This is a genomic window from Parendozoicomonas callyspongiae (assembly GCF_023502345.1).
Lineage (GTDB): Bacteria > Pseudomonadota > Gammaproteobacteria > Pseudomonadales > Endozoicomonadaceae > Sansalvadorimonas > Sansalvadorimonas callyspongiae.
This window is the reverse complement of record NZ_JAMFLX010000015.1, coordinates 62608-77678: the sequence shown is the minus strand read 5'-3', so window position 1 is coordinate 77678 and position 15071 is coordinate 62608. Positions and strand designations below refer to the sequence as shown.

Here is a 15071-nt window from a genome sequence, read left to right as displayed (position 1 = left end):
GCTCATGGCTGTTTGTAAAACATAAACCGTGAAGAGATTCTGACATGCAACTTCTGCACACTATGATCCGTGTTGGCAACCTTGATAAATCCATTGCCTTCTATACAGAAGTACTGGGTATGAAGCTGCTGCGCAAATCTATGAATGAAGAATACAAGTACACACTGGCATTTGTTGGTTACGGAGATGAAAAGGATCATTCCGTTATTGAGCTGACCTACAACTGGGGCACTGAATCCTACGATCACGGCAACGCTTTTGGTCATCTGGCGATTGGTGCCGAAGATATCTATGCCACTTGCGAAGAAATTCGCAGAACTGATGCGAAGATCATACGTGAACCAGGCCCGGTAAAAGGCGGTACCACCCATATAGCTTTCGTTGAAGATCCCGATGGCTACAAAATCGAACTTATCCAGATGAGCCATGCAGGGAAAGGACTGGAAGGCTAACTCTCCTTTCATGTTTTCACCGGTACCAGCAACTTTCACAGACTTAACTTACCTAAAGCCAACAAAGCTGGCTCGCCATCATTCTCAATCCTAAAACCACCTCCTTTGGAGGTGGTGATCATTTGATGATGTCCTCAAAGTGCTTTGGCGCAACTAACAGCCAAGATCTAATCGTGATCTTGAATCCAGCTTTCCCCTTAGCTGGCTCATTAAAAACTTATGCAAGCCCTCTCGATGTATCTGGGGGGGGGAGCGTTACCAGTCGCTATCTTCCCAATTATTGGTTTCAGCATTAACACTTTCAAAGGCCGAAAGAAGCTCTTTCATAAAATCATTACCATCATCTTTAGAGAGTCTTCCTGTAAAAGGTCTCGTGAGAACCCTGTAACCAAGAGGAAGTTGCTGACTATCGGCTTCCTTCTTTACCTTATTCGTTCCAGCTTTATGCGATGCTTCAACGCTAACAGCAGACCGCTGAAAAATTGACTTCACACAGCTCGAAGAAAAGCTCGAAGAAAAGCTCGAAGAAAAGCTCGAAGAAAAGCTCGAAAGCATCTCCATAGAGGCCGAAAGGTACTTCTTACCCACAAAGTAAGGCTGTATAGCTCGCCCCCAGCAGCTGGATATCACTTTTCGAAGTGCAGCACACGCTTGTGAAAAACAAGTCTGGACGGATGATGTTACTGATAATGACATAGCTGGTACCTCCCTGGCTAACAACATAGTTACCCATTAGAGGGAGATAAAAGGGCCAAATTCCCTAGGTGTTAGGAATACTAACAATACCGTTAGATTACCTAACAGACTGTTTTTATTGTTTTTTTATGAATTGCCGCGAATAAAACAAACAAGAAGGGGGGGGGGAAGGAAGGGCCTAAAGCCCTTCCTGAAAATGATTAGAACTCCAGAGCAGCATCCAGAGCGATCTCAATCATTTCATTGAAGGACAGCTGACGGGCGTCAGAGTCCAGAGCTTCACCAGTACGGATATGGTCACTGACGGTGCAGATGGCCAGACCTTTAGCGCCAAACTCAGCACATACGCCGTACAGGCCAGCAGCTTCCATTTCCACACCCAGAACGCCATGCTTCTCCATAACGTCAAACATAGTGCCGTCAGGGGAGTAGAACAGGTCTGCAGAGAACAGATTACCAACCTTGATGGAAACACCACGAGAACGTGCAGCTGCAACAGACTTTTCCAGCAGACCGTAGTCAGCGATAGCGGCAAAGTCGTGATCCTTGAAGCGGATACGGTTTACCTTGGAATCGGTGCAGGCACCCATACCGATAACAACGTCACGGACTTTAACGTCTTCGGAGATAGCGCCACAGCTACCTACACGAACCAGGTTCTTCACGCCGTACTCGGTGATCAGCTCCTTGTAGTAAATAGATGCAGATGGGATACCCATGCCAGAACCCATAACGGAAATCTTCTGACCCTTGTAGGTACCAGTGAAGCCCAGCATGTTACGAACGTTGGTGACTTCCTCAACATTCTCCAGGAACGTCTCGGCAATGTACTTGGCGCGCAGAGGATCGCCAGGCAGCAGAATAGTGTCAGCGAAAGCACCAGCGGGAGCGTTGATGTGAGGGGTTGCCATTAATCTATCCTCCAGTTGTCAGGCCCTGTTCATAGGGTTTGGGGGCGACAGCAGCCTGACAGGTTGCAAAAAACAAAGAGCAAAGACGATTTACAGAATGTCTTTAAGAAAGCTCTTGCCGTAATCCAGATCAGGCAGAGAGAAATGCTCAGCCAAAGTCTGGCCAAGGTCAGCAAAAGTTTCTCTCTCACCAAGATCAACTGGCTTCACGCCAGGACCGGCAAAAATAACGGGGACATGCTCGCGGGTATGATCAGTGCCATGCCAGGTTGGGTCACAACCATGGTCAGCAGTCATGACCAGCAGATCACCGGGCTGGAGTTTTTCCAGCAGCTCAGGCAGACGCGCATCAAACTCTTCCAGGCCTGCAGCATAACCTGCAGTATCGCGACGGTGACCCCAGGCAGAGTCAAAATCGACAAAGTTGGTGAATACCAGCGTGTTATCGCTGGCACGTTCAACTTCTTCCAGAGTGGTATTGAACAGCGCATCCAGACCAGTGGCCTTGACCTTGCGAGTAATGCCCTGATGGGCAAAGATGTCGGCGATCTTGCCAACACTGACAACTTCACCGCCATTATCCGCCAGACGATCCAGCAGGGTTGGAGCAGGTGGCAGAACGGAGAAGTCACGGCGATTTCCGGTGCGGGCAAAATCACCGGCACAGGTACCAACGAACGGACGAGCGATAACACGACCAATGTTGTATTCATCCAGAAGTTTTCTGGAGATCTCACACAACTTAATCAGATTATCCAGGCCATAAGTCTCTTCATGGCAGGCAATCTGGAACACACTGTCGGCAGAGGTATAAACAATCGGCTTGCCAGTGCGCATATGTTCTTCACCGAGATCAGCAAGGATCTGGGTGCCGGAAGCGTGACAGTTACCCAGAACACCGGGCAGGTCCGCTTCTTCGATCAGCTTGTCCAGCAGTTCCTGCGGGAAGCTGTTTTCATGCTCAGAGAAGTAGCCCCAGTCAAACAGAACCGGAACACCGGCCATTTCCCAGTGACCACTTGGAGTATCTTTACCGCTGGACAGCTCACGGGCATAACCGTATGCACCAGCAGTAACAGGAACTTCAGGCATGCCAGCCGCCCACTTGCCAGTGGAGTTACGGTGGGCATGTAACAGTCCCATCTTGGACAGATTGGGCAGATTCAGAGGACCGCTGCGTTCAACATCAGCACGACCGGCCGCACACTCTTCTGCAATATGACCCAGAGTGTCGGAACCTACATCACCGAACTTATCAGCATCAGCGGTGGCGCCTACACCGAAAGAGTCCAGCACCAGAACTATGGCTCTTGGCATCCCTATTCTCCTTTTAACCCAAAAACCCCAAATAACCCAGAAATGCCTGACGGCATTCAGCTCAGGGCTGTTAACCTTTACTGATGCCTGCGGCATCAAACTCAAGGCTGTTCACCTTGGAAATGCCTCTACCCAAATATATGGGGTTAAAAGCACTTCAGCTCAAGGTTGTTATTGACTGAAGAACTGTTGCTTCACTTATATAGAGCAACAGCCCTCCAGTTGGACTGCAATCTTTAAGCAGTAATGCGCTCGTAGATAGTAGGCAATGCTTCCGGGCGTTTCTCGCCCATAGTGATTGCACCACGTACCATACGGGCCGCTTCTTCCCAGGATTCTTCAGAGTTGGCGTGAATCATAGCCAGAGGCTGGCCAGCTTCAATGCTCTGACCCAGTGCGCAAACCTGAGACAGACCAACACTGTAGTCCAGAGCATCACCCGGGTTGGCACGGCCACCCTTCATCTTCACCACAGCCAGACCAAGGTCACGGGCATTGATTTCTGCAACGAAACCAGACTGCTCGGCCAGAACCGGCTTGATGATATCAGCCTTAGGCAGGTATTCAGCGTAACGCTGAACGAAATCTTCAGGGCCGCCCAGGCCGGCAACCATACGACCAAAGACTTCTGCTGCCTTACCGTTGTCCAGAACGTCCATCAGCTTGGCACGGGCCTCTTCCAGATCAACTGCCAGGTTAGAAGACACCAGCAGTTCAGCAGCCAGGGCTACAGTCACTTCCAGCAGACGTGGAGTACGGTGTTCACCAGTCAGGAACTGTACAGCTTCGGCAACCTCAACAGCATTACCCGCACTGGAAGCCAGGCACTCGCTCATATCGGTCAGCAGTACAGTGGTCTTCACGCCAGCACCGGTCGCAACCTTGGCGATGCTCTCAGCCAGTTCGCGGGATGCTTCATAAGTTGGCATGAATGCGCCACTGCCAACCTTCACATCCATAACCAGAGAGTCCAGACCTTCAGCCAGCTTCTTGGCCAGGATGGACGCAGTGATCAGGTCGATGGATTCAACAGTCGCGGTTACGTCGCGGATAGCGTAGATGCGCTTGTCAGCGGGAGCCAGTTCACCGGTCTGACTGACGATAGCAACACCAGCTTCCTTAACAACCTTGCGGAAAGTGTCTTCGTCAACGGAAGTCTGGTAGCCAGGAATAGAATCCAGCTTGTCCAGAGTACCGCCAGTGTGACCCAGACCACGGCCGGAGATCATGGGAACATAACCACCGCAGGCCGCCAGCATGGGGCCAAGCATCAGGCTGACAACATCACCAACACCACCCGTGGAGTGCTTGTCGATGATTGGGCCTTTCAGGCCTTCGTTATCCCAGTTCATGGTCATGCCGGAATCACGCATGGCCTTGGTCAGGGCAATACGCTCATCCATTTCCATACCCTGGAAATAGATTGCCATCGCCAGAGCGCCAACCTGACACTCGGCAACGGAACCGTCGGTTACACCCTGAATGAAGGAATAGATATCCTCTTCAGACAGGCGTAGGCCTTCACGTTTCTGGCGAATGACTTCTTGTGGCAGAAACATTAATAGCCTCCGTTATCCACGTGGTCGTCTTTCAGGTCCAGAGTGTTCAGCAGGTTAGGCAGCAGGCTGGAAGCACCGAAACGGTAGTGATCAGAGTTGATCCACTCTTCGCCCAGGATTTCTGCAGCCAGATCCAGGTGCAGCTTGGCATCGTCAGCAGTACGCACACCACCAGCAGGCTTGAAGCCAACATCTTTGCCGCTTTCCTTGATAGCAGTCAGCATAATGCGGGCAGCTTCAGGAGTTGCATTAACAGGAACCTTACCAGTGGAGGTCTTGATAAAATCAGCACCAGCACTGATGGAAATATCGCTGGCCTTGCGGATCAGGGCTTCTTCTTTCAGCTCACCGGATTCGATGATCACTTTCAGCTTAACGCCGTTACCGCAGGCTTCCTTGGCAGCCTTAACCAGATCAAAACCGATCTTCTCATCACCTTCGATCAGAGCGCGGTAAGGGAATACTACGTCAACTTCGTCGGCACCCAGAGCAACAGCTTCTTCGGTTTCACGACGGGCCAGTTCTACGTCAGCAGCACCTGCAGGGAAGTTGGTTACTGTAGCAACCTTAACATTGGCCAGACCCAGTTCTTTCAGAGTCTTCTGGGCAACGGGAACAAACTTGGGGTAAACGCAGACAGCGGCGGTATTGCCTGCGGCAGTCTTCGAGGATTTGCACAGCTCAACGATACGCTCAGCGGTGTCATCCAGATTGAGGGACGTGTTGTCCATCAGCTGCAGAGCGAGCTTACTTCTGGTGTTGATATCAGACATAACTACTTCTCTTTTGTACACCGGGCCACATGCAATATCGGGCGACACCGGCGGAATACAGGAAAAACCGGTCAAGGGAAAAAGCCTCGACCGGTTCGCAACCATGGTTGTTTTTTTATTAACTCAAGTAATAAAAATTGCTAACACCCACTCATGGTTGTTTTAAATCAGCTAATTATAGAGCCAGGAATAGACCGGCAATGGCAGCACTCATCAGGTTAGAGAGGGAGCCAGCCAGTACAGCCTTCAGACCCATGCGTGCGATATCGCTGCGACGGCTTGGAGCCAGGCTTCCCAGGCCACCCAGCAGGATAGCGATGGAAGACAGGTTAGCGAAACCACACAGTGCGAAGGTAATAATTGCCTGGGTGTGCGCAGACAAGGTTTCCTTCATGCCTACAAAGTCGATGTAAGCAACAAATTCGTTAACAACCAGCTTCTGACCAATCAGGGAACCAGCCTGCAGAACTTCACCACTTGGGATACCCAGAATGAAGGCCAGAGGTGCAAAGATGTAGCCCAGGATCATCTGCAGGGACAGGTTGTCTACGCCGAACCAGCCACCGACACCGCCCAGCAGACCATTAACCATGGCGATCAGGGCAACAAAGGCCAGCAGCATTGCGCCAACGTTGGCAGCCAGCATCATACCACCGGAAGCACCAGCTGCAGCAGCGTCCAAGACGTTAGCAGGCTTCTCTTCTTCAGTGGATTCCAGCAGATTAGTCTTGGAGTCAGTGTTCTCTTCAGTCTCAGGCTTGATGATCTTGGCCATCAGCAGACCGCCCGGTGCAGCCATGAAGCTTGCAGCCACCAGGTACTTCAGATCAACACCCAGACCTGCGTAACCGGCCAGTACGGAACCGGCAACGGAAGCCAGACCACCAACCATGATCGCGAACAGCTCAGACTGGCTCATGTGCTTGATGAAAGGCTTAACCACCAGAGGAGCTTCAGTCTGACCAACGAATACGTTAGCGGTAGCAGACAGGGATTCCGCACGGCTGGTGCCCAGGAACTTCTGCAGCGCACCTCCGAGCAGGTTAACAACAAACTGCATCACGCCCAGGTAGTACAGAACAGCAATCAGAGCAGAGAAGAATACAATGATTGGCAGTACGTGGAACGCAAAAACAAAACCAGCTGAACCAGCAGGGCTGCCCAGGCCACCCAACAGGAAGCCAATACCGGCATTTGCGTAATTGATAATGTTCTGAACACCACCAGAGATGGCTGTCAGAGTCGCCTGACCTGCAGGAATATAAAGTACGAATGCACCCAGTCCAGCCTGAATGGAGAAAGCTCCACCAACGGTCCGCCAGTTAATTGATTTTCGATTGTCGGACAACAGCAGCGCAAGCCCGAGAAGACATGCAATACCCAACAGACTGTAAACTATTTGCATTAAATACCACCCCGATCCAGTTCCCGGATCTCAATCAAAGTTGTGTTAATTTCGGCGCAGAAGCTCTGAATGGTCGCACAAAAGCAAACCATTTCAGTGCACACGGAGGCAGCGCAAAACAGTTCATCTTTAAGAAAAACTGTTCGAGATTTACACAGTAAAAAGACAGTGGCGTATTCTGCATAAACAAAAGCAAACGCATTTGACCTACATCAATCACACAACAGTTTTAGAGGAATAAACTGATTAGTTTTTTTACGTATTTTTTAGGTAAAAAAAACCCCCACCTAAAAAAGGCAGGGGTTATACAATCAGGTATCGCTCGCTCAACCTGTCATAGCAGCTCCTATAGCAAGGTACTGTCGGTGGAGAGATTCACCCAAATCTCAGAATCACCGATTCGACAGGCCGCTCGTTGTCCTGAGCAACGAACAGTTGCTATGCTAGTAACACTCAACGCAAAAGAGAAACTGTTTATTTTGCACGACCATTCAAATATTTTGATGGCTTAGGTTCTGTTGACATAACCTACTTCTTTACAGAATAAAAGTCTTATCGAGTACCTAGAAGTTTCAGGTAAGAAGTACTGATGATCCAAACCGAAGCGCTGCAAATCATTCAAGCCGTTGCTCACTTTGGCAGCTTCGCCACCGCTGCCCGCCACCTGCACAAGGTTCCATCCGCTATCAGCTATACGGTGCGCAAGGTAGAGGAACAGCTGGATGTACAATTGTTTTTTCGTGACAGCCGCAAAGTAAAGCTGACCCCTGCCGGTGAACACTTTGTTGCAGGCGCTGAAAAAGTTCTCAATCAGCTGCATAAACTGGCTGACTCAACCTGCCAGGTTGCCACTGGTGTGGAATCCGAAATCTATATTGTTGTCGACAATATTGTTAACCAGGGTGGTATCCACTCCATGGTGGCTGCCTTTAAAGAGAAGTTCCCGGATGTCACTCTTTATATAACCCCGGAAGTCTATATCGGCTGCTGGGATGCGCTGTACCATGACCGCTGTCAGCTGGCGATCGGCGCGCCAATCACCATTCCGGAAGAAATTGAGTGCAATAACCGCTTTGAGTGGCGGACAATGGGGCACTTGGAATGGCACCTGGTTATGTCCCCAGATCATCCTCTGGCCGCTGATCTGGAAACACCTCTTACAACGGATGATCTTGCCGACTCTACGACTATCGTTGTTTTAGATACCTCGCGGGTCCTTCACCATGGGGGCGACAGCCTTGCCAACTATGGCAAGAAAATGATTGTTCCTGACTTCCGCCAGGCACTGGCCTGCGCCAAACAGGGTATTGGTGTCACCATGGCACCGACTCACTTCACCAATCACTTTATGAAAGAAGGCAAGCTGGTAACTCGATCAATTCCACTGACCTACAATCAGGAATGCCTGATTGCCTGGAACCGTGAACATATTGGTGCAGGCCTGCAATGGTGTCTTGACTGGCTGGGCAGTGAACAAACTCTTACAGATCTATGGCTGACTTATAGGGAAGGAAATGCTGCGGTTGATATCTCGTGAGCTGTAAGCCTGATTTAAAGAGTTTGGTTATTTTGATCGAGCCCAACGCCTTTCTTCGGTTGGGGGGGATGCCTGATGGCAGGCCATTTTTGACAACAAACTCCTCACATCGCTGTTACAATCACCTCCGAACAGTGCAAAACACTCAGGCATCACTACCCGTTCGACACAATCATTTAAATACGAAATTAACGACTCAGCCAACAGCAAGTTGCCCTGCATATCTGAGCCGGGGCACATCTGAACGACGGCTACTGTGATTTTTTCACTCACTGCCCTTAGTCTCTAAGGGCTACCCCTCGATAATGATGTAAAATACCCTACCAGTTCAGTTGAGGATGCACGCTCCTTTGAGCTTAAGTGCAGACATTGAGTAATTTTTAACAACAATTCCTTTACTTCACACTTCTGACCAGGATAATCCGCATCTCCTGAATCAGTCAGACTTACAACAACCCGGTCAACCTCTCTTTCAAGCTTCCCGCTACAAGCTGTATTTTTTGCCAAAACTCCTATCCATGATTGATCTCGACCGATTTGCCCTGCTTGATCATGCTTGATTACATTGGCAAAAAGCAGGCGGATAATCATTGCTGCAAATGACCAACTATCAATGGCTGCATCTGCGACTGGCTTGGACTTTGGCCTAGCCATTTCTGGAAAAATTTCCTTCCAGCAAGCCGCAACCTCTGGTGGAAGATAATAACGTTGCAGCATTCTCCCTTTTTCTCCAATATGTCTTGATTCAGAGAAATCCATAAGCTTGAAAAACAGGCATCCACTTTGGTCAGTTTCATATAGAACGTTTCCATCATGGAGATCACCGTGCATTAATTTTACTTTTTCATGCAAGTATTGGAGTCCTTGTGAAACCTGACGACCAACTTCACTTAACTGCCCAAGACTTAATCTATTATTTGCCTGTAAGGAAAGAAGATTGCTTAGATCGCCTGCCATGAGCGATTGAAGCATAATAAATCCTTCATCAGAATGCTTAAAAGAACCAATAAAAGGGACAATATTTTCATGCTCTAAAACCTGGTGTATAGAAGCTTCGCGCAGCAATAAGCGCTGGGCATCCGTAAAGTCGTCTTGACTTCTACGATTGGAACCCGATTTAAAGGTTGCCTTTGCAACAAAGGGACACAACTGATCACCAGGCTCAGTAACTTTCCAGATTCTTCCATTATAAGTTGTGATATTACACTCTCTGGACGTTAAATGCTTACCTGCTGCGTCAACATAACCTTGTTCTGGTTGACGTAGGATCTGGCTACCTACAGGACTCCGTTGTGCCACCCTATGGGAAAAATGCGCTATAGCTCCACTTATTCGCCCAACGGCTCCAATTAGAACACCCACTCCGTAGTCTTGATTACTAGTTCCTATCGAGTACGCCATCAGCCCCCCCAAAAACAAACCCAACAAATAATTTTCTTTAGACCCCCATAAAAGAAAAAGTTAGTACTCCTGCGGTAACAAAGCAGTTATTACGCCCTATCTCAAGCCTTCGCTGATTCAAATCAAAACGATCGTACGGTATGCAGTCGGATAATGGGTTCACAATCCATAGAGATTGCTATGAATGCCTGACAAACCCTTGAGAAATACACAACATGCAAAGGATAAAACTCAGACAGGCGGGTTGGCTGGATCGCTGGCAGAGTCTATCCGGTGCCATTCTTGCCGGATTCCTGTTTATTCATCTTCACCTTGAATCCAGCATTCTGCTTGGAAAAGATGCTTTCTATAAAGTTGCCCGTATGCTGGAAGCCGGTTTCCTTGATCCCAGCGGTCATGGCTACCCGTCTGTTATTGTTGTTTTCGGCCTGGGTCTGTTTGCTGTTCTAATGGTTCATGCCATTGCTGCAATTCGTCGCTTCCCAACTAAATACAAACAATGGAAAATCCTCAAAGAATTTTCCAAAACCGTTCCCCAGCGTGAAACCAACCTCTGGCAGCTCCAGCTGGTTTCCGGTTTTGTCCTGTTTTTTCTGGTCCCTGTGCACCTGCTCGGTATTGTTATGAATCCGGGTTCGATAGACCCGAATCTGTCAGCCTTCCGTATCGTGGAACAGGGCTTTGGCTTTCTTTATATGGCCCTGCTGCCCGTTGCCGTTATTCATGCTTTGATCGGTGTTTACCGGCTGGCTATGAAATGGTTCGGCGACAAGCTGCCACGGGAAAAGATTTTCAAGGGTGCAACAGTTGTGACCTGCTGGCTGATCCTGCTGGGCACGACCAGCCTGATCGTATGGTACTACACCGGCATAACCTCACTGCCAACACCTTTGACTCCTTATAGTCCTCTGTAAACTCTTGAGAGCGTGTTGATATGAAAACTGTTTATACCGATGCCCTCGTGATAGGTGGAGGGCTGGCAGGTCTCAGAGTTGCTATCGCAGCCAAAGAGCGCGGATTTGAGACTATTGTCCTGTCATTGATTCCCGCCAAACGTTCCCACTCAGCGGCTGCCCAAGGTGGTATGCAGGCCAGTCTGGGCAACAGCGCAAAAGGTGAAGGTGATAATGAAGATGTTCACTTTCACGATACGGTGAAAGGATCTGACTGGGGCTGTGATCAGAAAGTGGCGCGTATGTTCACCCATGTAGCTCCCAAAGCCATTCGGGAGCTGGCTTCATGGGGTGTGCCCTGGAACCGGGTCAAAGCGGGTGATCGCCAAGCCATTGTTAATGCCAAAAGAGTCACCATTACTGAACCTGACGAAGCCCATGGCCTGATTACAGCCCGTGACTTTGGTGGCACCAAGAAATGGCGCACCTGCTACACCTCTGATGGCACTGGCCACACCATGCTTTATACCCTTGGCGACCAGGCTATCAAACGGGACATTTCCATCCATGAGCGTAAAGAAGCAATTGCACTTATCCATGATGATGAACGCTGTCATGGTGCCGTGATCCGAGACCTGGTGACTGGCGAGCTCATTGCCTACCTTGCCCGGACAACAACTATTGCCACGGGCGGTTATGGACGACTGTGGTCTGTTTCCACCAATGCCATTATCTGTGAAGGCACAGGTCAGGCTATCGCCATGGAAACCGGCAAGGTTGCCATTGGCAATCCGGAAGCCATCCAGTTCCACCCTACAGCAATTGTTCCCGCAGGTATTTTGACCACTGAAGGCTGTCGCGGTGATGGCGGTGTTCTTCGTGATAAAGACGGCCATCGCTTTATGCCGGACTATGAACCAGAGAAAAAAGAGCTGGCCTCCCGTGATGTGGTCTCCCGTCGTATGACCGAACATATGCGCAAGGGCAAAGGCGTCGACAGCCCTTATGGCCCCCATCTGTGGCTGGATATCACCCTGCTGGGGGAAGAACATATTCACAAGAATCTGCGGGAAGTTCAGGAAATCTGCCAATACTTCCTGGGTATCGATCCTGCCAAAGAGTGGATACCTGTTCGGCCAACACAGCACTATTCCATGGGTGGGATCCGCACCAATGAAACAGGCGAAGCTCCCCACCTGAAAGGTCTGTTCTCCGTTGGCGAAGCCGCCTGCTGGGATATGCATGGCTTTAACCGCCTGGGGGGCAACTCCGTTTCTGAAACAGTGGTCGCCGGTATGATTGTTGGCGAGTACGTGGCCGATGCCTGCCAGACATATTCCATGGGAGAGCGCTCACTGGCTGCCAGCTTTATCAACAAAGAGCACCAGGCCATTGAGACACTGCTTTCACGCCAGAAAGGTGAGAACGTCTACGAGCTTCGCCATGCCATGGAACAGGTGATGATGGATAAGGTTGGCATCTTCCGTTCCGGCCCGGTTCTCCATGAAGCCGTTGAAGAGTTGAAAGTCCTTCAGCAGCGAGCGGAAAACATTGCCGTTAAAACCCGAAAGAAACATGCCAATCCGGAACTTGTTGCGGCCCTGCGACTAAGAAAGATGCTGAAGATTGCACTGGCCGTTGCAACCGGAGCAGAAGCCCGTAAAGAATCCCGTGGTGCTCACTCGCGTGAAGATTATCCACAGCGCAATGATGCAGAATGGTTGAACCGTACTCTGGCATTCTGGAATAAGGATGACACTCTGCGGCTGGAATATGAGCAGCTGGATATTATGGAAATGGAATTACCACCAGGCTATCGAGGTTACGGTGAAGACAACTCGATTCCTCACCCGGATACAGCTAAACGCCAGCTGGAAGTGAATCAAATTGCTGAGCACAGCAGAGATCGCTTTGAAAGACAGAAAGCGACCATGCCTTTTGATCTGCCAGGCAAGTATCTACCTAAAAACCAGCGTCGTGTTGCAGAGCCTGCCCCTGCCGCACTGCAGAGTCCCGCCAAATCACCGAGTGAAGAGAAGGCTTCTGCCAAAGTTGAAGAAAAAGCAGGAGAAGCCGCATGAGCCGCCAGCTGACCTTTAAAATATTCCGTTACGATCCACTGCAACCAGAAATAAAACCCTATACACAGGAATACCAGCTGGAGGAAGCCAGCGGTATGACAGTGTTTATCGCACTCAATCTTATCAGGGAGAAACAGGATCCATCCCTGCAGTTTGATTTTGTTTGCCGGGCGGGTATCTGTGGCAGCTGCGCCATGGTTATTAATGGAGTTCCCACACTGGCATGCCGAACTCTTACCAAACAGTATGAAGATGGCATTGTAACACTGTTGCCTTTGCCTGGTTTTGGGTTGATTGGTGATCTTTCTGTCGATACCGGCAAGTTTATGCGTTCAATATCTGAACGTCTGCAGGCCTGGCTGGAACCCAAAGATCATGAGGTCGATATCCACTCTCTGGAAATCCCCATGGAATCGGAGGAAGCGGAAGCCATTTATGAGGCTGATCGCTGTATTGAGTGCGGCTGCTGCGTTTCTTCCTGTGCAACAGCGCAGATGCGTGACACCTTTGTGGGTGCCGTTGGCTTTAATAAGGTGGCACGGTTTGCACTGGATAGCCGGGATAGTAGAGAGGTAGAAGATTTCTACCATATTATTGGGGATGAGGACGGCGTCTTCGGCTGCATGACTCTGCTGGGCTGCCAGGATAACTGCCCGAAAGATCTTAACCACCAAGGGCAGATAGCGTATCTGCGCCGTAAGATCAGCATGAGTGATCGTATTATCTAGATCATCTAGCCAGTATCCCCTACTAAGTGGATACTGGCTATCTCATCAATCAGGCTTTCTTATCAGGGCGAACAAACAGAATATGAGGTGGATATCTATGACTGGCCATACACAACCTTTTTCTCTGTTATATGAAAAAACTTCAGTTCGTTGCCAATTGGCATATACGCTCTAAACCGTTCCCAGCGCCTTTTGAAAAAAGACGAAGTCCACGCTCTGTCCGTTTAGAACGTAGGCATCTTTATCCCGATGGGAAAATTCAAAATCGTTTTTTAAAAGGACTGACTGCGATGCCACATTATTATCTGTGGTGATAGCATTAACCCGGTTGATGCCGTACTTGTCCCTGCACAGATCGAGAACACTCTTTACAGCCTGAGTTGCCAACCCTTGACCAGCAACCCTCTGACAAACCCTGTAGTCAATCTCGGCCACACCCTGCTGGATATTGGTGATATTCACACGGGCAATAATTTCATTATCCCGGTAGACGACAAACATCAGAAGCTTCATCCGCTTCTGTTCAGCCAAATGTTCGCCAACATGCTCTTTGAAATCATCAAAGAAAAAGTATCCCGGTTCGCGGGGTGGAACAAAACGCTCAAACCAGTCTTTATTTCTATATTCGAAGTCATACAAATGACACAAGTCATCCGATGACACCACTGTCAGGTACATCCGAGCATTATTCCCTTCCGAATACGGATTTTGACGCACTCTAACATGAAACACCCCCTCCATCACATTTGGTAACAAAATGCTTTGGAAGGGACTGCCGTTCTGAAAAATTAAACTGTAATTTCGTAATACAGATAATTGATACACTCACCATTGAACTCAACAGTTTCGGTATCTGTATGAGACTGGGTAAATCTGTTTTTCTTTAGAACAGCCTGTGAAGCTTTGTTCACATTAGACGTTTTAGCATTGATCTTTCGTATGCCATGGGCTTCACGACTGATATTCAGCACCCGCGCCACGGACTCTGTTGCCACACCTTTACTCACAACACTTTGGCAGACACGGTAACCCAGATCTGCCACACCATCCTCAATATTGGTGAGATTAATACGAGCAACTATATGGCTATTCTCGTACGCCACATACATATGGATTTTGCCACGACTTTGCTCCTCCAATAATTCTCTGATAATTTCTTTGAAGTCTTCAAAAATAAAATACCCCGGACTACGGGGAGACACAAAACGCTCAAACCAATCCCTGTTCCGACACTCAAAATCATAAAGATGGTTTAAATCATCAGTGGACAACAGTTTGATATCCATAGACACCTTCTCCTTTTATTATCAGTATCGGT

At 49.2% G+C, this 15071-nt stretch carries 14 protein-coding genes; 5 read left to right on the top strand and 9 right to left on the bottom strand.

Annotated elements, in window-relative coordinates:
* The first annotated feature begins 44 nt into the window (after positions 1-44).
* A complete protein-coding gene (gene gloA / locus M3P05_RS12095) occupies positions 45-452 on the top strand; it encodes a lactoylglutathione lyase (protein ID WP_249699927.1) in 408 nt (135 codons plus the stop codon).
* A gap of 255 nt (positions 453-707) precedes the next feature.
* On the opposite strand, the gene M3P05_RS12090 is transcribed toward gloA, so the two are convergent.
* The 6 genes from M3P05_RS12090 to M3P05_RS12065 all read right to left on the bottom strand — a co-directional run bounded on the left by M3P05_RS12090 (position 708) and on the right by M3P05_RS12065 (position 7113).
* Complete coding sequence (locus M3P05_RS12090) at positions 708-1148, bottom strand: hypothetical protein (RefSeq protein ID WP_249699926.1); 441 nt, start codon at positions 1146-1148, stop codon at positions 708-710.
* 200 nt (positions 1149-1348) lie between these two features.
* Complete coding sequence (gene deoD / locus M3P05_RS12085) at positions 1349-2059, bottom strand: purine-nucleoside phosphorylase (RefSeq protein ID WP_249699925.1); 711 nt, start codon at positions 2057-2059, stop codon at positions 1349-1351.
* Positions 2060-2149: 90 nt separating this feature from the next.
* Positions 2150-3376, bottom strand: coding sequence for a phosphopentomutase (locus M3P05_RS12080; protein WP_249699923.1), 1227 nt, complete (start codon positions 3374-3376; stop codon positions 2150-2152).
* A gap of 236 nt (positions 3377-3612) precedes the next feature.
* The gene (deoA, locus tag M3P05_RS12075; RefSeq protein ID WP_249699922.1) at positions 3613-4935 is read right to left on the bottom strand and encodes a thymidine phosphorylase; all 1323 of its coding nucleotides are present in this window, start codon (positions 4933-4935) and stop codon (positions 3613-3615) included.
* Positions 4935-5708 (bottom strand): deoxyribose-phosphate aldolase, encoded by a 774-nt coding sequence (gene deoC / locus M3P05_RS12070; protein ID WP_249699921.1) that lies wholly within the window; start codon positions 5706-5708, stop codon positions 4935-4937. The genes deoA and deoC overlap by 1 nt, the downstream gene beginning before the upstream one ends.
* A 175-nt stretch (positions 5709-5883) precedes the next feature.
* Positions 5884-7113 (bottom strand): NupC/NupG family nucleoside CNT transporter, encoded by a 1230-nt coding sequence (locus tag M3P05_RS12065; RefSeq protein WP_249699920.1) that lies wholly within the window; start codon positions 7111-7113, stop codon positions 5884-5886.
* A 589-nt stretch (positions 7114-7702) separates the two neighbouring features.
* Here M3P05_RS12065 and M3P05_RS12060 point away from each other — a divergent pair.
* A complete protein-coding gene (locus tag M3P05_RS12060; protein WP_249699919.1) occupies positions 7703-8650 on the top strand; it encodes a LysR substrate-binding domain-containing protein in 948 nt (315 codons plus the stop codon).
* 285 nt (positions 8651-8935) lie between these two features.
* On the opposite strand, the gene M3P05_RS12055 is transcribed toward M3P05_RS12060, so the two are convergent.
* Complete coding sequence (locus M3P05_RS12055; protein WP_249699918.1) at positions 8936-10051, bottom strand: protein kinase family protein; 1116 nt, start codon at positions 10049-10051, stop codon at positions 8936-8938.
* Positions 10052-10266: 215 nt separating this feature from the next.
* Here M3P05_RS12055 and M3P05_RS12050 point away from each other — a divergent pair, with 215 nt between their 5' ends.
* From M3P05_RS12050 to M3P05_RS12040, 3 genes are read left to right on the top strand one after another with little or no spacing between them, the layout of a single operon-like run.
* On the top strand, positions 10267-10965 hold the full coding sequence (locus tag M3P05_RS12050) for a hypothetical protein (protein ID WP_249699917.1): 699 nt from the start codon (positions 10267-10269) through the stop codon (positions 10963-10965).
* Between the two features lie 20 nt (positions 10966-10985).
* Positions 10986-13025 (top strand): fumarate reductase flavoprotein subunit, encoded by a 2040-nt coding sequence (locus M3P05_RS12045; protein WP_249699916.1) that lies wholly within the window; start codon positions 10986-10988, stop codon positions 13023-13025.
* Positions 13022-13753 carry a fumarate reductase iron-sulfur subunit gene (locus tag M3P05_RS12040; protein WP_249699915.1) on the top strand — a complete coding sequence of 244 codons (732 nt, stop codon included), beginning with the start codon at positions 13022-13024 and terminating at the stop codon, positions 13751-13753. Before M3P05_RS12045 ends, M3P05_RS12040 begins: the two co-directional genes overlap by 4 nt.
* 171 nt (positions 13754-13924) lie before the next feature.
* Here M3P05_RS12040 and M3P05_RS12035 read toward each other — a convergent pair whose 3' ends face one another.
* Together M3P05_RS12035 and M3P05_RS12030 are read right to left on the bottom strand one after the other, a co-directional pair.
* On the bottom strand, positions 13925-14431 hold the full coding sequence (locus M3P05_RS12035) for a GNAT family N-acetyltransferase (RefSeq protein ID WP_249699914.1): 507 nt from the start codon (positions 14429-14431) through the stop codon (positions 13925-13927).
* Positions 14432-14541: 110 nt separating this feature from the next.
* Positions 14542-15039, bottom strand: a complete 498-nt coding sequence (locus M3P05_RS12030) for a GNAT family N-acetyltransferase (protein ID WP_249699913.1) — start codon at positions 15037-15039, stop codon at positions 14542-14544.
* Positions 15040-15071: the final 32 nt, after the last annotated feature.